Here is a 21,765-nt window from a genome sequence, read left to right on the forward strand (position 1 = left end):
CTTTACAAAAAATATTATTATAAACCCTTTAATAATTTATAGATGAATATTATAATATTTAGAGAGACTAAATTATATGACTATTATAATTATTTAGATATTTTAAAAATTAATTACTTTTATATCTAAGATTAAAGAATAATAGGAATATAAAATTTATATTATCGGGAGGGCGAAAAATGATAACAGTAAACAAAGAAAAGGTTCTAAATACAGCAAAAGAAATATTGCTTATTGATAGCCCAAGTGGATTTTGTTATGACGTTATGGACAAAATCCAATCAATGACAGAAGAACTAGGTTATGCTTTTGAAAAGACTGTTAAAGGCTGTGGAGTTATAACTGTTCCAGGAAAAAGTAGTGATAAAGTAATAGGGTTATCTGCACATGTAGATACATTAGGAGCTATGGTAAGATCTATTTCTAGTGAAGGTACTTTAAAGTTTACTTTAATTGGAGGACCAATAGTTCCTACTTTAGATGCTGAATATTGTAAGGTTAGAACTAGAGATGGAAAAATATATAATGGAACATTCTTAAGTACTAGTCCTGCTATTCACGTGTATGAAGATGCAAAATCTAAAGCTCGTGATCCAAAGAATATGGAAGTAAGACTTGATGAAGTTGTAAAATCTAAAGAAGATGTAGAAAAACTAGGCATATGCCCTGGAGATTTTATATTTATAGATCCTAAAACTACTATAACAGAAAGTGGATTTTTGAAATCTAGATTTATAGATGATAAAGGTAGCGTTGCATGTTTAATGAATCTTCTTCATATATTAAGTAGTGAAAAGATAGTTCCTACCTATACTACTAAAGTATTTATATCTGTTTATGAAGAAGTTGGACATGGTTCAGCTTATATACCATCAGATATAACAGAAATGATAGCTGTAGATATGGGATGTATTGGAGAAGATTTATCTTGTACAGAATATGATGTTTCTATCTGTGCTAAGGATTCTAATGGGCCATATGATTTTAATATGACTACAGACCTAGTAAATCTTGCTAAAAGCAACGAAATAAAATATGCTGTAGACATTTATCCAATGTACGGTTCAGATGTTGGAGCAGCACTTAGTGGTGGAAATAATATTAAAGGAGCACTAATAGGACCTGGAGTTCATGCTTCTCATGGAATGGAAAGAACTCACTACACAGCTTTAGAAGGAACAATAAAATTATTATATGCTTACTTAACAAGATAGGTATTAAGACTCAATTTATCATTAGATATGGTAGGTTGAGTCTTATTTCTACAAGAAATTTTCCCCATGATTAAAGATATTGAAAAATCTATAACAACATATAAGCAAAGTATAATTTGGTTTACATATAATTCAATATTAAGTATAATTTAGATATATTATGGATATGAATTTTACGATAAAAAGGGGGAGACATATTGAATTTTAAAATAAAAAAAGAAATTATTATTACCATTGCCTTTGTGATAGGATTTATCCTTTTAATAGGAGGAATGTACATATCATTGCCAGCTAATGAGAAAAGCTATATAGGCAAAAATTCTTCTAATATAGATTTCACTAATTATGAGGATTATTCTGCATTAGAAATTTTTGATGATAGTGTAAAGGATAAAAAGATAGTTTTGACTAATGAGGAAATTGGAATAAAGGAGAATGCGCAAATTCAATATAAATTTATATCTTACTTAATGGATACATGGAAGTTAAAATATTTTTTAGTTGATGTAGGGTATGCAGAAGCTGCAATTATAAATGAATACTTGCAGACTGGAGATGAAGCCTTACTAGAATCATATAATAATAGTTCTATGGGATATGCATTTATTGGAGATTCAAAGCAGGAAATGCTAAAAAAATTATACCTAAAAAATAGTCAGCTTTCCGATAATAAAAAATTAAATATAATGGGAATAGGAATAAATGAGTCCTTTCAATCTGTTGACTTATATTTTAAAAGGATAATTAGTAGAAATCCAGATTTAACAGATAAGCAAATAGAAAATATAAATAATATTTTGGAAAACTTAAAAAGTGAAGAGATTATAACAAATATAAGTAATGATGAGGAATTAGAAAAAAGAAATGAAATAATTTTAAAGCATATTGATAATTTTTATAGTGATATTAATGCTAATGAAGAAGAATATAAAGAAGCTTTAAATGATGATTTAAATAACATAAAAATTGTTTTAGATAATATAAGAAATTTGCAAGAAATTATGAAAACATATTATCAAGATGATTCAAATAATACAAATGGAAATGAAAAGTATTCTCAATATTTATATGATAATTTGAATAGTTTCTATAAAGATATGAATATGAAAAGATGTTATATTCATGTATACCAGATATATAGCTATCAACATAAAATTTTAGATGTAGATTTTTTAGGAGCAAAAATTGCAAAGGATAAGAAATTTAAGGATAAGGTTTTAGGGATTAATGTTATATACCAAAAAGGTAAATTTAATTTTGATAATACACATATGCAAATAAATGCAGCAAGAGAAGATTTAAATACGCTCCTCGAAGAAATAAAGTTAGATAAAGAGGATATGGTAATAGATTTAAACAACTCAAGAAGTCCATATAAAAGAAAATTTACTCCCATATATTTTCCATTTCCAGATGATATCTTATATTCACAAGAAGATGTAGCTGGGGAAGAAGTTGGAGGAATTATAGGAAAAAAACCAGGGGTAACTACTGATTATTTTCAAGGAGTAATTATTATAAAGAATCCTTCTATAGATGAAACTTATTATAATAGATTATATAATAATCAATAAATAATTGCTTTATTCAAGTCACTGCAATAAATGGCTTGAATTTATTATAATAAAGTATTATTCTAAAGATGGAGTACTAAATTTAAATTTTCATAAAATTAAATGTAAAGGTTTAAAAATCTAACGGAAAAGATAGAATAATCTAATCTGAAAGAAAACTATAAAACCAGAACCATAGGTATTATTATATATTATGGGTCTAGCTTTCTTTCTATATTAAGATGGCTAGACTTTTATTTTAGGTTAAGGATATTATAGAATTATATTGTAAAGGGGAAAATTATGATAAGAGATTTAATAGATAAGTTGGCTTTAACTAATGATTTATCTTCAGAGGAGTTATTGTACATATTAGATAATTTGGATGAAGAAAGTAAAAAATATTTAATAGAAAAAGCTCATGAAACTAGGATGAAAGTATATGGAGATAAAGTATATATAAGAGGTCTCATTGAATTCACTAATTACTGCAGCATGAATTGTGTTTATTGTGGAATTAGAGCAGAAAATAAAAATGCTGATAGATATAGACTTACTCTAGAAGAGATATTAGAATGTGCAGACCTAGGAGATGAACTAGGATATAAAACTTTTGTATTACAAGGTGGAGAAGATCCATATTATACAGATGAAAGATTAGTACAAGTTATTAAAGCTATAAAGCAAAGATATCCTGAAAATGCTATAACAATTTCTTTAGGAGAGAGAAGTTATGAATCCTATAAGAAACTTTATGATGCAGGTGCAGATAGATACTTATTAAGACACGAAACTGCTACAAAAGAACTTTATGATAGATTTCATCCAGGTGCTACCTTTGAGAATAGAAGACAATGCCTATACAATCTAAAGGAAATAGGATATCAAATAGGGGCAGGATTTATGGTGGGGTTACCTGGACAAGAAAATAAGGATTTAGTTAATGACTTAAGATTTATAAAAGAACTATCTCCTCATATGTGTGGATTGGGTCCTTTTATACCCCATAAGGACACAGTATTAAAGGATTGTAAATCAGGTACTTTAGAAAAAACTATTACTATGCTAGCTTTAGTAAGACTTTTAGTCCCAAATATTTTATTACCTGCTACTACAGCACTAGGTAGTATTAATCCTTTGGGAAGGGAGATGGGAATTAAAGCTGGAGCAAATGTTGTTATGCCTAACCTATCACCAAGAAGTGTGAGAGAGAAATATTCTCTTTATGATGGAAAGATATGCACTGGAGATGAAGCAGCAGAATGTAGATATTGTATTGAAAATAGAATAAAAAGTGCAGGATTCCAGTTAGATATTACTAGAGGAGATAATTTAGACTGGATACGTAAGCAATAGATTAGAAGGAGAGAGAGAATGAATACTACACCTAATTCTAATAGAACGCATATAGCTATATATGGTAAAACTAATGTAGGAAAATCATCATTATTAAATAAAATTCTTAGACAAGAAATTTCTATAGTTTCAGATGTAAGGGGAACTACTACAGACCCAGTTTCAAAGGCAATGGAGTTAATTCCAATTGGGCCAGTTCTATTTATTGATACAGCAGGACTTTGGGATGATACCAAGCTTGGAGCTGTAAGGAGTGAGAAAACTCTTGAAATAGTTAAGAGGACAGATTTAGCTCTATATGTTATGGATTCTGATGATATAGACATAAAAGCTTACGAAGAAGTAAAGTTAAATTTTAAAAAGTATAATGTGCCGCATATCCTTGTCATTAATAAGATAGATGTTTTAAATAATAATAAAATAATAGATTTGAAAAATGAGTTTTCTGAAGGTGTATTTGTATCTTCCATAACTGGTGAAGGAATTGAAACTTTAAAGGGAAAAATTATAGCTATGGTACAAGAGAATCAAGAGGAACTTCCCATAATAGGTGATTTATTACCTTATAATAGTAAGGTTGTTCTTGTAGTACCTATAGATTCAGAAGCACCGAAAGGAAGGTTAATATTACCTCAGGTTCAATGCATAAGAGATTGTTTAGATTATGGAATAAAAAGTTATGTAGTAAGAGATACAGAATTGGAATCTGCTCTGGTAGATATTAAGGATATAGACTTAGTAATAACAGATTCCCAAGCTTTTAAGAAGGTAGATAAAATAGTTCCATCTAATATTAAATTAACTAGTTTCTCTATGCTCTTTGCAAGACATAAAGGAGACCTATCTGTATTTGTAGAGGGGGCTAATAAAATCAAAGACCTTAATGAAAATTCACGAATACTTATATCAGAAAGCTGCTCTCATAATGTGTCTCATGAAGATATAGGAAAAGTTAAGATTCCAAAGCTTTTAAATAAGCATGTAGGATTTGATCTTAATTATGAATATAGAGTTGGTCATGATTTCCCAGAGGACATTGAAAAATATGATTTGATAATTCATTGTGGAGCATGTATGATAAATAGAAAAACTGTTATTAACAGAATAAATCAGTGCAAAGATAAGAAGGTTTCTATAACTAACTATGGAGTTATACTTGCGTATTTAACAGGTATTTTAGATCGAACCTTATCAATTTATAAAATGTAAATTATTCCATATAGAATATAAATTTGACAATTCAAATAGCAAGGTATAAAATATCTATGGGTGTAAAGCTTATTTTGCACCCATAAATAATAGCATAAGCATTAGGCTTCAGAGGACGATAATCTTCCACTGAGGCTATGTTCGTTGCCACGATACTCTACTTTAGTACTTAGTGGTAGAAATAAGTATTAAAATAGAATATTGTTGAGTGACTAAAGCTAAAGTAAAGGATGGAGAAAAGATGTCACCAAAGATTTTTACTCTTATTAAAGAGAAAAAGATTACTAAAGAGCAAGTAATGAAGGATGTTATGGCTGGAATTATAGTAGCTATAATAGCATTACCACTTTCAATTGCACTAGGTATATCTTCTGGAGTATCTCCGGAAAAAGGCCTCATCACTGCTATAGTTGCTGGATTTATAATTTCTTTTTTAGGTGGAAGTAGAGTGCAAATAGGAGGTCCCACCGGAGCTTTTGTAGTTATAGTTTATACTATAGTACAAATGTATGGTATTAATGGTCTTATAATAGCAACCCTTATGGCTGGAATTATGCTTGTTATAATGGGAGTATTAAAATTAGGAGATCTTATAAAGTATGTTCCACATACTATAACTGTAGGTTTTACTAGTGGGATAGCCATAACTTTATTATCTACACAAGTTAAAGATTTTTTAGGACTTAATATTAAAAATGTACCAGCAGAGTTTATACCTAAGTGGCAAAGCTACTTTTCTAATATGGGCACTTTAAATATTACTGCACTTTTAGTTGGAATTGGATGTATACTGATAATGGTGTTTTGGCCAAAGGTAAATAAAACTATTCCGGGTTCCGTTATAGCACTTATTGTATCTACTCTAGCAGTTCAGTTATTTAATTTACCAGTAGAAACAATAGGTAGTAGATATGCACAAATATCATCTAGTATACCAGTGCCTTCAATTCCCATGTTTGAAATAGAAACAATAAAAGTTTTATTTAAGCCAGCTATGACTATTGCCATATTAGCAGCTATAGAATCCCTATTATCAGCAGTTGTAGCAGATGGAATGATAGATGATAGTCATGATTCCAATATGGAGCTCATTGCTCAAGGTATTGGAAATATAGGTTCAGCTTTATTTGGAGGAATTCCAGCTACAGGAGCCATTGCAAGAACAGCAGCTAATGTTAAAAATGGTGGTAGAAGTCCAATTTCAGGAATGGTACATGCTATAACCTTATTATTAATAATGCTATTATTTATGCCTTTAGCTAAAATGATACCTATGACAACTTTGGCAGCAGTATTAATTGTAGTTTCTTATAATATGGGTGAGTGGTCAACCTTTAAATCCCTTCTTAAAGCACCAAAAAGTGATATTATAATTTTACTTTTAACTTTTATATTTACTATAGTATTTGATTTAGTAGTAGCTATAGAGATAGGAATGATTCTAGCTATGTTCTTATGGATAAGAAGATTAGCTGAAACTACAGATATTAAAAAAGTTCAAGGAATAAAAAGCAAAAGAAATAAAGATGGAGAAGTAATACAGATTGATAATAATAAAATTTTAATATATGAAGTAAACGGACCTTTCTTCTTTGGAGTAGTTCAAGATTTTATTAAGATGATAAGTAAAATTGAGACTGCAGCAGAAGTATTATTATTAGACATGAGGCATACTCAAGCATTAGATGCCAGTGCAATTTCAGCGCTAGAAAGGTTACACAATCATTGTAATAAGCACAATATAAAACTGATAATATCCAATCTACAACTACAACCTAAAAAAGCACTTACTAAAATGGAGTTTGTAAAATCCTTAGGTGAAGAAGCGGTGTTTAATACGAGAGAAGAAGGATTAAAGGCTGCACATGAGTATATAAATATAGAAGAAAAGCTTTTGGGATAAAATTAAAGGTTCTGTATAAATAGTTTACTATTTGCATACAGAACCTATTTTTATTATATAAGAGGACTTATATAAGAGGTTCTTTTACCTTTATTTATAAGCATTGATAGGCAGTCAGCGATTATACTCATGCCAACTTGAATTTCTTCTAAATTAGTGGCAGCATAACTAAGTCTTAAAGTGTTATCTATATTTTTATCTTTATTTACATAGAATACATTGCAAGGAACAATTAATACATCTTTTTTTGAACATTGAACATATAGCTCACTAGCAGAAACACCCTTAGGAAGTGTTACCCAAAAGTTAAGACCACCTTTAGGATCTATAAAATCTATGCCATATATTTTAAGCTTTTTTAGTTCTGATTTCATGGCATCATATTTTATTTTATACATCTCTATCATATATTTTAGATGTTTTTCCCAGTAACCATTTTTAAAATAAAGTTGCAGTGCTCTTTGAATTAATCCAGAAGAAGAAATATCAGTAGTATGTTTTGCTGCTAAAAGTTCATCTTTTATAGCTTGAGGAGAAATTATAAATCCTATTCTAAGTCCAGGCATTAAAAGCTTTGAGAAGCTTTTGATATAGATAACCCTATTTTTACTATCCATAGATTTAAGGGTTTTGCTCTTAACAGAACTATCATAGGAAAGTCCAGATAAAGAATCATCCTCCACCAAATATAAATCGTATTTATCAGCTAAAGCTAATAGCTGATTAAGTTTTTCTTCAGAATAAGAGGCTGTAGTAGGATTTTGAAATTGAGTCATTACATATATTAATTTAGGTTTATATATTTTAATATTTGCTTCTAATAACTTTAAATTTATGCCATCAGCTTCCATGGGTACACCGATGATATTAGCTCCTCTAGATTTAAATACTGCAACAGCTCCTGTATAAGTAGGATTTTCTGTAATAACATAATCACCAGGACTTAGTAGAGCTTTACCAATTATATCAATACCCTGTTGAGCACCAGAAACTATTTGAATGCTATCTGGAGTAGCACTTATTCCATACTCTTGAAGAAAATAATCACATAAAGAAGATCTAAGAGGTTCATAACCATTGCTTTCTTGGTATCCAAATGCGTAACCTTTATCTCTATCTAGGACTTCATTTAAAGCAGATTTAAAGGCTTCAAAAGGGAAGATACCTGGATCAGGAGTAGCACTAGCAAAGTTAATAGTAGTTGAAGACATAGCAATTTGACCATTAGACATAAGCTTAAAGTCTTCCTGGTAGTTAGGAGAAGCTACATAGGTATTATGTGAATCTAGATTTTCAGAATTTATACCTCTACTATTGGAGGGGGAGGATGAAATATCATAACTCATATAGATATTATCTTGCTCTGCTACATAATATCCACTTCCTTTTATAGCGTTAACATATCCGTTTATCTCAAGTTGTTTATAGGCATTAACTATAGTTACATTATTAACTTCTAATTCATTAGCTAATTTACGAATAGGGGGAAGCTTATCACCAATTTTTAAAGTGTTAGATTTTATTAATGCTTCAATTTTATTAGCTACTTGAAGGTACATAGGTATTGTTGAAGATTTATCTAATTCTATTGAAATAGAGTTCATTATTAATACTCCTTTCATTATTCTAAATATAATTATTGTATCGTTACAATAATTATATATTTAAGTAATGATATTGTAAAGAAAAGATTGAAGATAATTATAAGAAAAGAGCATTAATACTGCTTATAAATGTATTAATACTCCTTTTCTTGCTTATTATATTTTAGGAAGAATGCATTTTAAAAATATTTTAAGAGCATCTTTAAAGTAATATATTTTATAATCTACTGGAATAGTTGAAATTCATAGCCTTGTGCTTTGGCTTCTTTTAGTACAGAATCAAGGATTTCTGTGTTGGTCTTAGAAACTGCATGAACAAGAAGAATTGCGCCATTGTGTAAGCCGTTCATTATAGTATCTTTTGCTTTAACTGGATCAGGTTGTTTGTTTATATCCCAATCATGATATGCAAAACTCCAGAATAATGTTTTATAACCTAGATTTTTTGTCATAGCTAAAGATTTCTCGGAATATTCACCCATTGGTGGTCTGAAATAAAGTGGCATATTTTCACCAGTAATTTCTTTAAACTTTGATTCTACATCTGAAAATTCATTGTTAAATTTCTCCTCTGATCTAGTAACATCTGGCATAGAAGGATGATGATTTGTGTGATTACCAACAATATGACCTTCTTCTACCATTCTTTTTATAATATCTGGATTATCTTTTACATAAGGTGAAGTTACAAAGAATATAGCCTTAACACCATTTGCTTTTAGTATATCTAAAATTTTAGGGGTATATCCATTTTCATAACCTTCATCAAAGGTTAAATAAAGTACCTTTTTACTAGTATCTCCTACGTAATGAGCATCATATTTATTTAAATCAAAATTTAATTTTAAATTTACTTCTGGTGTTACATGTTGTTTATTTGGTTTAAACCACCATGCTATTTTTTCATTGCTAAGATTAGTAGTATCTATTTTTGAAGCTATTGGAGCAGGATCTTCATTAGATGGGCTATTAGAGCTATCATTGGATATATTTTCATCTCCCTCTGATGGCTTAACTGCTAAATCATCTTTTGAGGATGAAGGATTTCTCTGATTATTTTGAGAAGATCCCTTAATTATTTCATCATCAATTTCTTTCACAGTATTAAATACACTTTTATTTTCATCCTTGTCTGTAGTTGAGTTTGAGGTAGACCCTGTGTTAGAAATACATCCAACAAACATAAAAGAACTTATAATTACAAGGACTAAACTTAAATTACGTATAAATTTTTTACTCATTTTAATCCTCCTTTTTAAAATATCATTTGTGACTTTAGTAATTAATATACGAATAGCATGTGTTTATAGTTAATAAAAAATACAAAAAATTTTTCTACTTTAGTAATAAAAATATGTTTAACCTTTAGTAAGATTATCTTATAATGAAATGTAGAATATCGTACTATTTCCATAGTTCACTATTTAGATAGGTAAATAGGTAAATAGCCAAATAGCTATATAGGAAACTATTTAACTATTTAACTATTTGTTCTATTCATGCGGGTTTCGAGGCATTTTTCATTTAAATAGTAAGATTGGAAATATATAAAATATGAATATTAATAATTGCTTTGTTAGTGAAAAATAAAGGTTTAAGGGGCAATGGGAATGATAAAGGTATTAACAGATACAACAATATATATTAAAGATGGAAAAATTGCAGACCATGGAGAGCCTTTAGTTATAGAAAAAGGATGTTACGCAGTACCTGGCTTTATAGATGAGCATACCCATGGTGGATACGGAATAGATGTCATGGACACTGATTATGAAGGTTTAAGAAATCTAACTAATAAATTGCCAGGAGAAGGAGTTACAGCTTTTCTTCCAACCACCATGACTGCAAGTTTGAAAAAAATAAGAGAAGCTATTGATAATACTTTAAAGGTTAAAAACCATAATGATAATAATGAAGTAGTTGGAGCAGAAATAATTGGACTTCATTTGGAAGGTCCCTTTATAAATAAAAAGTATAAGGGAGCTCAGGCTGAGAATTATATTTTAACCCCAGATAGTGAGATAATGAAGGAGCTTATAAAACATTCTCACAATAACATTAAAAAGGTTACTTATGCTCCTGAATTAGACAATAAGTTCGAATTTATAAAATGTCTTACAAATAAAAATATTATTCCATCAGTAGGGCATAGTGATGGAACTTTTTCTCAAATAGAAATAGCAGTAGAAAAGGGTCTTTCAAGTGTTACACATTTTCACAATGGACAAAGCCCTCATCATCACAGAGAACCTGGAGTAGTTACTGCTGGTTTTACTTTTGATGAATTAGGTGTAGAAATAATATGTGATGGAATACATCTTCACAAAGACACCATAAAAGCTGTTTATAAAATAAAGGGAAGGGAAAAAATAATATTAGTAACAGATTCGATGGAAGCTAAAGGGTTAAAAGATGGTGAGTACAAACTTGGTGGACAAAAGGTTATTAAAATTAGAAATGAAGCTAGACTTGAAGATACAACCTTAGCTGGAAGTTGTTTAACTATGATAGATGCTGTAAAGAATATAATAAAATTCACTGGATGTACCTTAGAAGACGCTGTCACTATGGCAAGTACAAATCCAGCTAGGAATTTAAATATACTTCATAGGAAGGGTAGTTTAGATAAAGGCAAGGACTGTGATATTGTAATATTAGATAATAAGTATAATATTGTAAAGACTCTATGTAAAGGAAAAGTTGTGTTTAAAAATAGATAAAAATTTTAAGGATTAAGAAGGGAGAAATAATATTATGGCAAAGAAAAATAGTAAAAATAATGACTTTTTAAATACTCATAGAAATAGCTCATCACCTAAGATATATTCTCTTTTATTGGATTTAGTAAATAATGATAGAGAAGACTTAGCCAAAATTGTATTAAAGGTAGATTATTTGCTTCAATATACCAGTAATGCTATAAAACAAAGGGATTATGCAGAAGCAAAAGAGGCTATAGAAAAGGCTAGAGAAAGAATTGATAGTTTAAAGGCTGAAAATGTGGATGTAGAGTATTTAGAATACCTCTACCAAGGGATAATTAAAAATTGCAAGACAGTTAAATAATATAACTACATAATTTTATAGCTTTATTTTAGTAAAGAGTATATACTTAATTGGAATGAGCTAAGAGTTAGAACTCTGTTTATTCTATAGGGAATTTAACTAGTAGAGATAATAAAGGAGATTTTATGAGAAATTTAAAAATGGTAATAGAATATGATGGAACTAGATATAAAGGATGGCAAAAGCAAAAGGATAATGTTGCTACTATACAAGATAAAATTGAAAATGTATTAAGTAAGATGACTAATGAGGATATTCAAGTTATAGGTTGTGGGAGAACAGACACAGGAGTACATGCTAAAAACTATATAGCTAATTTTCATACTAAATCTACCCTTACCAATGAAGATATTTTGAACTATCTTTATGAATTTTTACCAGAGGATATAGTTGTAAAATCAGTAGCTGATGTTCACGAAAGATTTCACTCTAGATATAATGCAAAGGCAAAAACCTATGAGTATACTATAAACAATGGAAAATATAGAAATGTATTTAATAGAAAATTTACATACCACATTGAAGAAGAAATAAATTTAAATGCTATGATGGCAGCTGCAGATGTTTTGGTTGGTACCCATGATTTTAAGAGTTTTACAAGCTTAAAATCAGATAATAAATCCACTGTTAGAACTATAAATTATATTGATATAACAAAGGATGATGAGATTATTAAAATAGAGGTCAATGGAGATGGATTCCTTTTAAATATGGTTAGAATAATAGTTGGAACTCTTTTAGAAGTTGGAAAAAGTCAGTTAAAGCCAAGTGATGTTGCTAAAATTTTAGAGGCAAAAGAGAGAGCACAAGCTGGACCAATGGCTCAAGCTAAAGGATTATGCTTAAAAGAGGTTGAATATAATTAATTTTAAGAGAGCAATAATGCTCTCTTTTGTATAAGTATTGAAATTTTGTTTACCCTAAATAGAGAATGATTATTTAAGGTGGACATAAAATGGGTAAATTAAAGACGTTACAAATAATAAAGACATTTCCTAGAAATATACATATAATGGTAGCGAGTGAAGCTCTATGTGCTCTGGGCATGGGAATGTTTTTCTTTTTGCAAATTTTATATTATGATTTTATAGGTTTATCAGCTGAAGCTATAGGAACAATATTTTCTATAGGCTCCCTATTTACTTTGACAGGCTTTTTTGTAGGACCATTTATTAAAATACTTGGAAGAAAGAGAATTTTATGTATAGGATTATTAATTTGTGCCATAGGAGTTGGGTTTCATATGGGGTTTAGAGCAATGATAATTCTTATGTTTGGTCAAATTCTTATAAATATAGGTACGTGTCTTATAAATGTTACAGAGTTACAATTGTTGTATTCATATACTATAGGTAAAAAGGAATGTTGTGCCTATAGCTATAAGTATTCCGTAAATTTAATAGCCGGAGCTGTAGGAGCACTAATAGCTGGAAATATAACAGGAATAGAATATTTTGCGAGAATAGGGTATAAAAAGTTATTTCTACTAGCAGCTATAATTCTAATAGTGACTTCAACTATTAGATGCTTATTGCTACCTAAGGATATAACTAATGTAGCAGAGAATGAAGAAGTAAAGAAAAGTATGAGGGAAACAATAGAATGCTTAAAGTCTGATAAGCAAATTAGACTTTTTTCTATGCTTTTATTTATTAATGCCATAGGATTTAGTGGTGTAGCACCTTATAATAACTTAATATTAAAGAATTATTTTGGTTTAGGAAATAATATAATATCTTATATAACTTTTTCATTAACTATTTTAAGTATGTTTGGGCTTATTTTAATGCCAGGGATTATAGAACGGATGGGGGTAAAGAAATTTAACCTGACTGTATTTATAATTGCAATTATCAGTTGTTTTATGTTAGCAGTGGTTTCTAGCAGTGAATTGTTTATACTTTTCTTAGTTATTAGAGGTATATCTGTTGGTCTTATAATTTACTCTTTAGATAGTCTGATGATGAGTAATATAGCCATAGAGCATCGAGATATATTTGCATCATTAAAGATGCTAGCTAATGGATTCTCATTAGCTATAGGGAATTTTCTTGGTGGAACTATTTTGAATAACTTGGGATATAGATATAATTATTTATACGGTTTTATTATACTTATTTGTGCTACTATATTTTTCTATCTTAAGGTTAGAAGATATATGACAAGTACTACAATAAATAGATCTTGTTCCTGTAATTTTAAGGCTAGACATATTGAATATAAGAAATAGTAGAAGTTGATAAAATAATTAACATAGACCATGTGCTTACTTGATAAATGTGGGGGAGCATATGGTCTATTGTAGTTTAATAGAGTATCATATATAATATATTTATAGCTTAATAAATGACATAAAGTAGGAGGAATCTGTATGGGGGTTACAATAAAGGACATTGCGAAGATTGCCCAAGTGTCGGCAACTACGGTTTCTAATGTTATTAATGGAAAGACAGCAAAAACTACAGAGGAGACAAAACAGAGAATACTAAATTTAATTAAGGAGCTTGACTATAAACCGAATGCCATGGCTAGGAGTTTGGTTAATGGAGAAACTAAGCTTATTGGGGTTATTTTGCCGGATATTTCTAGTTTTTATTTTTCACGAATAATTAAGGGTATTGAGGAAACGGCAGAGGAGCATGGATACAGCATATTAGTTTGCAGTACATATAATGATGCAGAAAATGAACATAAGTATATTAACCTAATGAGAGAGCACTGTGTAGATGGTATTATAATTGCGCCTAGTTTAATAAAGGAGAGTTGGCAATTTGAAGATTTATTAAGAATTAAGTATCCTATGGTGGCTATTCATCGTAGCATTAGTAGCAGTGAAGACGTTTGCAATGTATATCTAGATAGTTATAGGGATGGTTATGAAGCAACTAAATATCTTATTGAATTAGGACATAAAAATATAGGATGTATTAATGGAACACCTTGGTTAGCAAATTGTGGAGATGGCATGGAAGGGTATAGACAAGCTATGAAAGATCATAGCTTAGAAATAGATGATGAATGGACATACTCTTCTATGCATGATGTAGAAACTGGTATTAAGGGAGCAGAGAAACTTTTAAGGTGTAATAATAAGGTTACAGCTATAGTAGCTTGTTCTGATGTTATTGCTTATGGAGTTTATAAAGTTGCCAATAAGGTTAAGATATCTATACCATATGATTTATCTGTTATAGGTATTGATGATTTGGTTTTTTCTGAAATTATAACGCCAGCACTTACAACCTTTAAACAACCTATAAAAGAAATGGCTAGAAAAGCCACTGAAGAGTTGATATCTATAATTTTACGACAACCAAGAGAACAATCAGAGTATAGGTATACATCTGAATTAGTTGTGAGAGAAAGTGTAGAAAGAATATAGTTTATTTTTGAAAAGAGGTAGTATATATGAAGTTGATTTCGTGGAATGTTAATGGCATTAGAGCTTGCGTTCAAAAAGGATTTTTAGATTTCTTTAAAGAAGTAGATGCAGATATGTTTTGTATTCAAGAAAGTAAAGTTCAAGGTGGGCAGATAGAACTTGCTTTAGAAGGATATCATCAATACTGGAATTATGCTGAAAAAAAAGGATATTCAGGAACTGCTATATTTACAAAGATAGAACCTATAAATGTATCATATGGCATTGGAATAGAAGAACATGATAAAGAAGGTAGAGTAATTACTTTAGAGTTTGAAAAGTTTTATCTTGTAACAGTATATACTCCAAACTCTAAGTCGGAGTTAGAAAGACTTGATTATAGAATGGTTTGGGAAGATGAATTTAGAAAACATCTTAAAAATTTAGATGAAAATAAACCAGTGATAGTCTGTGGAGATTTAAATGTAGCTCATAAGGAGATAGATCTTAAAAATCCTAAAAATAATAGAAGAAATGCAGGATTTACTGATGAAGAAAGAAATAAATTCACTGAATTATTAGATTCTGGATTTATAGATACCTTTAGAAATTTTTATCCTGATTTAGAAGGAACATATTCTTGGTGGTCTTATAGATTTAAAGCTAGAGAGAAAAATGCAGGATGGAGAATTGATTATTTCTGTACCTCAGAAAGATTAAAGGAAAATTTAATTTCAGCTAAGATACATACAGAAATATTAGGTTCAGACCATTGTCCAGTAGAACTTGAAATTAATATTTAACATTTAATGTAATATTATTCCATAAACTTAAATATAATATATAAAATTATACTTAAGTAAATATGGAGGGGTTACTATGATAATAGATGCTAGTTTAAGAGATTTAAAAATTAAGGGAAGAAAATTTAGAAATGAAGGAAGAACTGTGGGAATGATACTTAGAAGTAATGGGGATACTTTGCCGATTAGTATTAAACGTTCAGATATGGATAAATTTCTAAAAAAATATGGAGACCATAGTGATGTAACTTTAAGGGTTGATGGAGAAAATATTAATACATCCATAATAGAAGTACAAAGAGATCTATTACTTCATTATGCACATAATGTGCAGTTTAAAGAAATTTAAATTATAGTTTGAAAAATCCCCAGTTAAATTGATAATTCTCAATTTAACTGGGGATTTTTCTTATTTTAGTATCATTTATATACTAAAGTGGTATTCTTGCAAGAACCATATGTTTATTTTTCATATTATATAACTGTTCCTTAGTGATTTCTTGAATAGTTGTAATCTTAGTTACATTGTGGATCATACCAACTCTAATTTTTGCATCTTCTAAATCTCTTGCTAATAATGTTCCACAGTATCTAGCATCTTCAGTATCCACATTAAATAAGAATACATTTAATTTCTCTATTGGTACAACATCTTTCTTTAAAAATTCATCATCAAATTCAACTTCACTATCAAGAGAGATTAAACCTTCTCTAACTATAAGTTTATCCCACCCTTTATATTCACAAAGTCTACCCCATAGTCCTAAATTCATAATGCTTCTTACAGTAAGTTTTACCATCATAAAAATTCACTCCCTCTCAATTTTAACTCTCATATATTTTAATTATTATTGTACCATTATTTTGAAGAATATTCAATCAATTTACTGAATATTTAAATTATTTATAGTTTGTATACAATATTTATTGATTATACATTAATAAATATATTATATTTATCAATAATTATGATTACCAATTTAAAAAGATTTATGTTATTAGATCTTTGGATATTTATTCTAAGGTTTGTAATGAATATTTTATAATAAGATTTTTATATATTATCAATAAATGAGTATAATTAATTATATTAACATTAAAATTAATTATATTAATATAATACCCATTTAAAATTAATTTTTTGAATAATAATATTAATTATTTTTAATGTATATATTTACAATTAAAAGAATATGCTGTATAATTTTATTTAGGAGGTGACAAGAATGTATAAGGCATTAACAAGATGTCCTGTTTGTTCAGGAAAATTGAATATAAAAAGGCTACAGTGTGATGAATGTAATACTGTAATTGAAAATAATTTTACTTTTTCAAAGTTTGAGAAGTTAAATCATGATCAATTAAGGTTTGTGGAAACCTTTTTACAATATAGAGGAAATATAAAAGATGTAGAGAAGGCATTAGGAATTTCTTATCCAACAGTAAGGGGGAAGTTAGATGAAATAAATGAAGTATTAGGGCTATCTAGTAAAAAACAGCATGAAATTGATAGAAAACATGTAATTACAAAGTTAGAAAATGGTGAGATAACTTCAGATGAAGCTATCGAACTTTTAAATAAAATATAAATTAGGGGGAGTAATCATGGAAGATAAGTTAAGAATTTTAAAAATGGTAGAGGAAGGAAAGCTTACAGGGGAGCAAGCAAGTAAACTTCTAGAAACCTTAGAAAAGAACGATGGAGATAAAGTAAAAGGCGAAGATGATGATGAATTTTTTAAAATACCAAAATCAACTAACGGGACTAGAATGCTTTATATAAGGATTAAATCTCACGATGGAGAAAATGTTAAAGTAACAATACCACTAGAGGTTATAAAAATAATGGCTTCAGCTGGTAGTAATGTAATTGAAAGTATGGACAAATATGATATCAAAATTGATATGATATTAGAAGCTATTGATAAAGGTGTTGTAGGACCAATTGTACAAGTAGATACAGATGAGGGAGATAAAATATTGATAGAAATAGCTTAAAATAATTTATTAAGGGGATTTGAGTAAATGATTATCAATATAAAAGAACCAGGGGAAAATAAGAGTAAAAATATATGTATACCAAGGGTTTGTATTTCACTAGGAATATTTGTACTACCTTTAGCATTAAAATCTATGTATAGGAAAAAAAATAATAGTAAAACCAAGGTATCAATTAACAATAAAGAAATGAAGAACTTGAAAAAAGCAATTAAGTATCTTAATAAAAATTATAAAGGCTTAGTTCTTGTAGATATAAAAACCAATGAAGGAGAAAGTGTAAAAGTAGTTATATAGATAATATATGTATGTATTTTAAAGAGATTATCAGTTTGATTAAAGTCATTATGTAAAACTACATAATGACTTTAATACCTTTAGATTCAGCCTGTTTTATGAAATCCTCTAAATTTACAATATAGCAATTTTTTAAACTAATAGTTTTCAGTGTAGGTATATCAAAAAGTTTAGAATAATCTGATATGTAAGCGTAGGATAGATTCAAAGTTTTTAGATTATTTATAACTTCTATTCCATCTACAATTAAAGGACCTTCTAAACATAGAGAGAATTCCTCTACATTAGGAAAATTTTTCAAAGTTGAAAGCTGAAAATCACTGCTAAAGTTAATGGTTAAATTTTTTACCTTTGGGAATAATGGCAGACTATTTATAGAATCAGTTTTAGGATATATAAGTTTAAAAGTATCTATTTTATCAAATAAGGCTACTTCACTTAAAACATTTAAGTTGCATCTGTGTATACTTAAAGTCTTTAAATTATACAACTTAGTAATAGGTAAATAATCTAAAATTAATCCATCATCATTAATTTCCAAAGTGTTTAAATTTTCAATATATTCTAAGCCTTTTAGATTAGATACATTTTTGATTTTAAGTTTATTTACATTTGAAAGGTTAGCTTTATTCAAAGAATTTAGAGAATATATATTCATACCTAGGGCTTTTTTTACAGTAGTATTAAGGTTAGAATCTTTTATAATTCTCTTAGAATATGTGTAATAATTAATTGAAAAGAAAGTACATATAGATAAAATCACCATAATAATTCTTAAATATTTTTTATTATGGAATTCTTTTGTAACTCTATAGATTATAGACATACCTAAAGATAATATAAGAATTATATGACTAGGTATGTATATGTATAATTTAAACAATAAATAATTTAAAATCATGGGAATGGTTATAATATAACTGATAATAATAAAATTAGAAGAGTGAAATTCATTAAAATTAGTAATAGTTATAATTACAGTTATACATAATAATACAATCCATGGCAAAGGAAATTTACCATCTAGGACTAATAGATTTGAAAAGAATATATTAAATATCATAAAAGCAATGAGAAAACTTACAGAAATAATATACCAAACATTACATTTAGATTCTTTAGGATATAAAGTAATAATATTATTTTTTACATTAGTTTTATAAGAAAAGTTTTTCATTCTGTCCTCCTAGTATAAAGGGTTATAATGTTATACAAATATTATATTTTAAAAATAGTTATATGTAAACGTATAATAGACTCGAGAAAATGTAATATTTAACGGCAAATTTAGAGGATTTTATCATAAAAAATATTTTAAACAAAAAAATTTTTAATATTTATTAATATAAATAAAAATATTGTAGAAAATAGTAGTTTAAGAGATAAATATTATAGTGTAAATATAAAATTCAATTAATTAATAAGTTTACATTTTAATTAATTGAATATTTATTGACTTTTATTTTTTAAAATAGTATATTGAAAATATGTACAATGAAGTACTTAAAGAGCAGTGAAGCTCCATAGGATTATTCCTATGGAGCTTTTTGTGGTTGTTTTTAGGGTAAATTTAATAATGAATTTTCTTTTAATAAACTTACTGCATAAATAGTTAATTAATTTTAAAGACTATATTGTAAATAAGATAGTCTTGAAAGGAGTTTAAGATGAACAATTTTAAAATTAAAACTCAGATTTATTTTGGTCAAGGAGCTTTAGAACGGTTAGAGGAAGTAGGAAATAAAAAAGTTTTTGTAGTTACAGATCCTTTCATGGTGAAATCAGGAATGATTAATAACATAACAGAAAAATTAAAAAGTGCTAACATAACTATATTTAGTGATATAGTTCCAGATCCACCTATAGAGCTCATAGTTCAAGGTATAGAAGAGCTTCAGAAAGTTAAGCCAGAAGTGTTGATTGCTCTAGGAGGAGGTTCTTCAATAGATGCAGCTAAAGCAATAATGGATTTTGCGAAGAAAATTACATCTGTTACAGATATGGAATTTATAGCTATCCCAACTACAAGCGGTACAGGTTCAGAGGTTACATCCTTCTCAGTAATAACAGATAAAACTAAGGGAACAAAGTATCCATTAGTTTCAGATGATCTATTACCAGATGTGGCTATATTAGATCCAGAACTAGTGAAAAGTGTACCTGGATCAATTACTGCAGATACAGGTATGGATGTAATAACCCATGCGCTTGAAGCTTATGTATCTACAAATGCTTCTGATTTTTCAGATGCTTTAGCTGAAAAAGCACTTATACTATCATTTAAATATCTTTTAAGAGCATATAGTAATGGTGAAGATATAGAAGCTAGAGAAAAAATGCATAATGCATCATGTCTTGCTGGAATTGCATTTAATTCAGCTTCTCTTGGATTAAATCATGGGATAGCCCATGTTCTAGGCGGCAAATTCCATGTACCTCATGGAAGAACTAATGCTTTATTATTACCTTATATAGTTGATTTTAATGCTGACATAGTAGGATATGAGAATAATGAGTTTTCTAGAGCTGCTATTAAATATGCTAACATAGCAAAATTATTAGGATTACCTTGTAGTAATGCTAGAGCAGGAGTTAGAAGTCTTGTAAATGAAATTAAAAAATTACAAAAGGAAATGAAAATGCCTACCACTTTAAAAGCTTGTGGTGTATCTATGGAAGAATTAGAAAAGCTTAAAGAAGAAATTGCAAACAGTGCATTATTAGATGCATGTACTGCAACTAACCCTAAAATACCTACTCCTCTTAATGTTATTGAAATTATCGGAAAAATTAAAGAATAACATCAAAAAATGGGTTGACAGTATAAAATTTTGAATATATAATCGAAATATACACAAAGTAGTGTAATGGTTTTAAGCAAAGGGGCTTCTTGAAAATGTTATGTTTTCGAGGAGCCTTTATTATTTTTATAAAATTATAGATTTATTTAAGAATAGTTGTTAAAACACAGGTAATACTAAGACTAATAATTTATATGAAAATATTATTTTAGTGTTGTCTCTAAATGCAAAGGTAAGGTGAGTATATGAGTGACGATAAGCAAAGGATCATACAGGAGTTTGTTCCAGGAAAACAAGTAACCCTTGCACATATAATAGCCAATCCTACAGAAGAGCTTTATAAAAAGCTAGGTCTTGTAGCAAGTACTAGAGATGCTATTGGTATTTTAACTATAACTCCAAGTGAAGGTTCTATAATTGCTGCAGATGTAGCTACAAAAGCTGCTGGAGTTAATCTTGGGTTTGTAGATAGATTTAGTGGTTCACTTGTTATAACAGGAGATATTAGTTCTGTAGAATCAGCATTGAAGGAAGTTACTTCTGTACTTGAAGGATTATTACAATTTACCTCTACAAGAATTACTAGAACCTAGGAGGTAA

21 protein-coding genes are annotated in these 21,765 nt (G+C 28.6%); 17 read left to right on the forward strand and 4 right to left on the reverse strand.

The genetic code is table 11. From position 1 onward, the window contains the following. Positions 1-179: 179 nt before the first annotated feature. From ACTNBA_RS11895 to ACTNBA_RS11915, 5 genes are all read left to right on the forward strand, one after another. Positions 180-1,214, forward strand: a complete 1,035-nt coding sequence (locus tag ACTNBA_RS11895; protein ID WP_441074308.1) for a M42 family metallopeptidase — start codon at positions 180-182, stop codon at positions 1,212-1,214. 197 nt (positions 1,215-1,411) lie between these two features. After that, positions 1,412-2,788 carry a hypothetical protein gene (locus tag ACTNBA_RS11900; protein ID WP_441074309.1) on the forward strand — a complete coding sequence of 459 codons (1,377 nt, stop codon included), beginning with the start codon at positions 1,412-1,414 and terminating at the stop codon, positions 2,786-2,788. Positions 2,789-3,070: 282 nt separating this feature from the next. After that, positions 3,071-4,123 carry a [FeFe] hydrogenase H-cluster radical SAM maturase HydE gene (gene hydE, locus ACTNBA_RS11905; RefSeq protein WP_441074310.1) on the forward strand — a complete coding sequence of 351 codons (1,053 nt, stop codon included), beginning with the start codon at positions 3,071-3,073 and terminating at the stop codon, positions 4,121-4,123. Positions 4,124-4,141: 18 nt separating this feature from the next. Beyond that, entirely contained in the window at positions 4,142-5,332 is a 1,191-nt protein-coding gene (hydF, locus tag ACTNBA_RS11910; RefSeq protein ID WP_441074312.1) for a [FeFe] hydrogenase H-cluster maturation GTPase HydF, read from the forward strand. A gap of 241 nt (positions 5,333-5,573) precedes the next feature. Beyond that, positions 5,574-7,235 carry a SulP family inorganic anion transporter gene (locus tag ACTNBA_RS11915; RefSeq protein ID WP_441074369.1) on the forward strand — a complete coding sequence of 554 codons (1,662 nt, stop codon included), beginning with the start codon at positions 5,574-5,576 and terminating at the stop codon, positions 7,233-7,235. A gap of 53 nt (positions 7,236-7,288) precedes the next feature. Here ACTNBA_RS11915 and pdxR read toward each other — a convergent pair whose 3' ends face one another. Together pdxR and pdaA are read right to left on the reverse strand one after the other, a co-directional pair. Next, on the reverse strand, positions 7,289-8,839 hold the full coding sequence (gene pdxR / locus ACTNBA_RS11920; RefSeq protein WP_441074313.1) for a MocR-like pyridoxine biosynthesis transcription factor PdxR: 1,551 nt from the start codon (positions 8,837-8,839) through the stop codon (positions 7,289-7,291). A 224-nt stretch (positions 8,840-9,063) separates the two neighbouring features. Continuing rightward, complete coding sequence (gene pdaA / locus ACTNBA_RS11925) at positions 9,064-10,080, reverse strand: delta-lactam-biosynthetic de-N-acetylase (RefSeq protein WP_441074315.1); 1,017 nt, start codon at positions 10,078-10,080, stop codon at positions 9,064-9,066. A gap of 369 nt (positions 10,081-10,449) precedes the next feature. On the opposite strand from pdaA, the gene nagA reads away from it, so the two are divergent. From nagA to ACTNBA_RS11960, 7 genes are all read left to right on the forward strand, one after another. Beyond that, complete coding sequence (gene nagA / locus ACTNBA_RS11930; protein WP_441074317.1) at positions 10,450-11,559, forward strand: N-acetylglucosamine-6-phosphate deacetylase; 1,110 nt, start codon at positions 10,450-10,452, stop codon at positions 11,557-11,559. 34 nt (positions 11,560-11,593) lie between these two features. Beyond that, complete coding sequence (locus tag ACTNBA_RS11935; protein ID WP_441074319.1) at positions 11,594-11,905, forward strand: hypothetical protein; 312 nt, start codon at positions 11,594-11,596, stop codon at positions 11,903-11,905. Positions 11,906-12,030: 125 nt separating this feature from the next. Further along, positions 12,031-12,771 (forward strand): tRNA pseudouridine(38-40) synthase TruA, encoded by a 741-nt coding sequence (truA, locus tag ACTNBA_RS11940; protein WP_441074320.1) that lies wholly within the window; start codon positions 12,031-12,033, stop codon positions 12,769-12,771. An 89-nt stretch (positions 12,772-12,860) separates the two neighbouring features. After that, positions 12,861-14,135, forward strand: coding sequence for an MFS transporter (locus ACTNBA_RS11945; RefSeq protein ID WP_441074322.1), 1,275 nt, complete (start codon positions 12,861-12,863; stop codon positions 14,133-14,135). A gap of 141 nt (positions 14,136-14,276) precedes the next feature. Beyond that, positions 14,277-15,287, forward strand: a complete 1,011-nt coding sequence (locus ACTNBA_RS11950; RefSeq protein WP_441074323.1) for a substrate-binding domain-containing protein — start codon at positions 14,277-14,279, stop codon at positions 15,285-15,287. A gap of 26 nt (positions 15,288-15,313) precedes the next feature. Then, a complete protein-coding gene (locus tag ACTNBA_RS11955; RefSeq protein ID WP_441074324.1) occupies positions 15,314-16,069 on the forward strand; it encodes an exodeoxyribonuclease III in 756 nt (251 codons plus the stop codon). A 76-nt stretch (positions 16,070-16,145) separates the two neighbouring features. After that, positions 16,146-16,418, forward strand: coding sequence for a hypothetical protein (locus ACTNBA_RS11960; protein ID WP_441074326.1), 273 nt, complete (start codon positions 16,146-16,148; stop codon positions 16,416-16,418). 82 nt (positions 16,419-16,500) lie between these two features. On the opposite strand, the gene ACTNBA_RS11965 is transcribed toward ACTNBA_RS11960, so the two are convergent. After that, a complete protein-coding gene (locus ACTNBA_RS11965; RefSeq protein WP_035130245.1) occupies positions 16,501-16,872 on the reverse strand; it encodes a hypothetical protein in 372 nt (123 codons plus the stop codon). A 423-nt stretch (positions 16,873-17,295) separates the two neighbouring features. Between ACTNBA_RS11965 and ACTNBA_RS11970 the strand changes: the two genes are divergently transcribed. Genes ACTNBA_RS11970 through ACTNBA_RS11980 form a run of 3 tightly spaced genes read left to right on the forward strand, consistent with a single transcriptional unit; the run spans position 17,296 to position 18,364 of the window. Further along, the gene (locus tag ACTNBA_RS11970; protein ID WP_035130549.1) at positions 17,296-17,658 is read left to right on the forward strand and encodes a DUF2089 domain-containing protein; all 363 of its coding nucleotides are present in this window, start codon (positions 17,296-17,298) and stop codon (positions 17,656-17,658) included. 16 nt (positions 17,659-17,674) lie between these two features. Further along, a complete protein-coding gene (locus ACTNBA_RS11975) occupies positions 17,675-18,067 on the forward strand; it encodes an SHOCT-like domain-containing protein (RefSeq protein ID WP_035130552.1) in 393 nt (130 codons plus the stop codon). Positions 18,068-18,094: 27 nt separating this feature from the next. After that, a complete protein-coding gene (locus ACTNBA_RS11980; RefSeq protein ID WP_441074329.1) occupies positions 18,095-18,364 on the forward strand; it encodes a hypothetical protein in 270 nt (89 codons plus the stop codon). A 58-nt stretch (positions 18,365-18,422) separates the two neighbouring features. Here ACTNBA_RS11980 and ACTNBA_RS11985 read toward each other — a convergent pair whose 3' ends face one another. Continuing rightward, a complete protein-coding gene (locus ACTNBA_RS11985; protein WP_441074330.1) occupies positions 18,423-19,541 on the reverse strand; it encodes a hypothetical protein in 1,119 nt (372 codons plus the stop codon). A 490-nt stretch (positions 19,542-20,031) separates the two neighbouring features. On the opposite strand from ACTNBA_RS11985, the gene ACTNBA_RS11990 reads away from it, so the two are divergent. Both ACTNBA_RS11990 and eutS read left to right on the forward strand, forming a co-directional pair. Beyond that, complete coding sequence (locus ACTNBA_RS11990) at positions 20,032-21,165, forward strand: 1-propanol dehydrogenase PduQ (RefSeq protein ID WP_441074331.1); 1,134 nt, start codon at positions 20,032-20,034, stop codon at positions 21,163-21,165. A gap of 245 nt (positions 21,166-21,410) precedes the next feature. Next, complete coding sequence (gene eutS, locus ACTNBA_RS11995) at positions 21,411-21,758, forward strand: ethanolamine utilization microcompartment protein EutS (protein WP_346884772.1); 348 nt, start codon at positions 21,411-21,413, stop codon at positions 21,756-21,758. The last annotated feature ends 7 nt before the right edge of the window (positions 21,759-21,765 follow it).

Origin of the sequence: Clostridium sulfidigenes, from assembly GCF_052067195.1 — a bacterium.
Classification (GTDB): Bacteria; Bacillota; Clostridia; order Clostridiales; family Clostridiaceae; genus Clostridium_J; species Clostridium_J sulfidigenes.

Coding starts and splice junctions, on each gene's coding strand:
- ACTNBA_RS11895 (WP_441074308.1), top strand. CDS start 180: ATGATAACAGTAAACAAAGAAAAGGTTCTAAATACAGCAAAAGAAATA.
- hydE (WP_441074310.1), top strand. CDS start 3,071: ATGATAAGAGATTTAATAGATAAGTTGGCTTTAACTAATGATTTATCT.
- hydF (WP_441074312.1), top strand. CDS start 4,142: ATGAATACTACACCTAATTCTAATAGAACGCATATAGCTATATATGGT.
- ACTNBA_RS11915 (WP_441074369.1), top strand. CDS start 5,574: ATGTCACCAAAGATTTTTACTCTTATTAAAGAGAAAAAGATTACTAAA.
- pdxR (WP_441074313.1), bottom strand. CDS start 8,839: ATGAACTCTATTTCAATAGAATTAGATAAATCTTCAACAATACCTATG.
- pdaA (WP_441074315.1), bottom strand. CDS start 10,080: ATGAGTAAAAAATTTATACGTAATTTAAGTTTAGTCCTTGTAATTATA.
- nagA (WP_441074317.1), top strand. CDS start 10,450: ATGATAAAGGTATTAACAGATACAACAATATATATTAAAGATGGAAAA.
- ACTNBA_RS11935 (WP_441074319.1), top strand. CDS start 11,594: ATGGCAAAGAAAAATAGTAAAAATAATGACTTTTTAAATACTCATAGA.
- truA (WP_441074320.1), top strand. CDS start 12,031: ATGAGAAATTTAAAAATGGTAATAGAATATGATGGAACTAGATATAAA.
- ACTNBA_RS11945 (WP_441074322.1), top strand. CDS start 12,861: ATGGGTAAATTAAAGACGTTACAAATAATAAAGACATTTCCTAGAAAT.
- ACTNBA_RS11950 (WP_441074323.1), top strand. CDS start 14,277: ATGGGGGTTACAATAAAGGACATTGCGAAGATTGCCCAAGTGTCGGCA.
- ACTNBA_RS11955 (WP_441074324.1), top strand. CDS start 15,314: ATGAAGTTGATTTCGTGGAATGTTAATGGCATTAGAGCTTGCGTTCAA.
- ACTNBA_RS11960 (WP_441074326.1), top strand. CDS start 16,146: ATGATAATAGATGCTAGTTTAAGAGATTTAAAAATTAAGGGAAGAAAA.
- ACTNBA_RS11965 (WP_035130245.1), bottom strand. CDS start 16,872: ATGATGGTAAAACTTACTGTAAGAAGCATTATGAATTTAGGACTATGG.
- ACTNBA_RS11970 (WP_035130549.1), top strand. CDS start 17,296: ATGTATAAGGCATTAACAAGATGTCCTGTTTGTTCAGGAAAATTGAAT.
- ACTNBA_RS11975 (WP_035130552.1), top strand. CDS start 17,675: ATGGAAGATAAGTTAAGAATTTTAAAAATGGTAGAGGAAGGAAAGCTT.
- ACTNBA_RS11980 (WP_441074329.1), top strand. CDS start 18,095: ATGATTATCAATATAAAAGAACCAGGGGAAAATAAGAGTAAAAATATA.
- ACTNBA_RS11985 (WP_441074330.1), bottom strand. CDS start 19,541: ATGAAAAACTTTTCTTATAAAACTAATGTAAAAAATAATATTATTACT.
- ACTNBA_RS11990 (WP_441074331.1), top strand. CDS start 20,032: ATGAACAATTTTAAAATTAAAACTCAGATTTATTTTGGTCAAGGAGCT.
- eutS (WP_346884772.1), top strand. CDS start 21,411: ATGAGTGACGATAAGCAAAGGATCATACAGGAGTTTGTTCCAGGAAAA.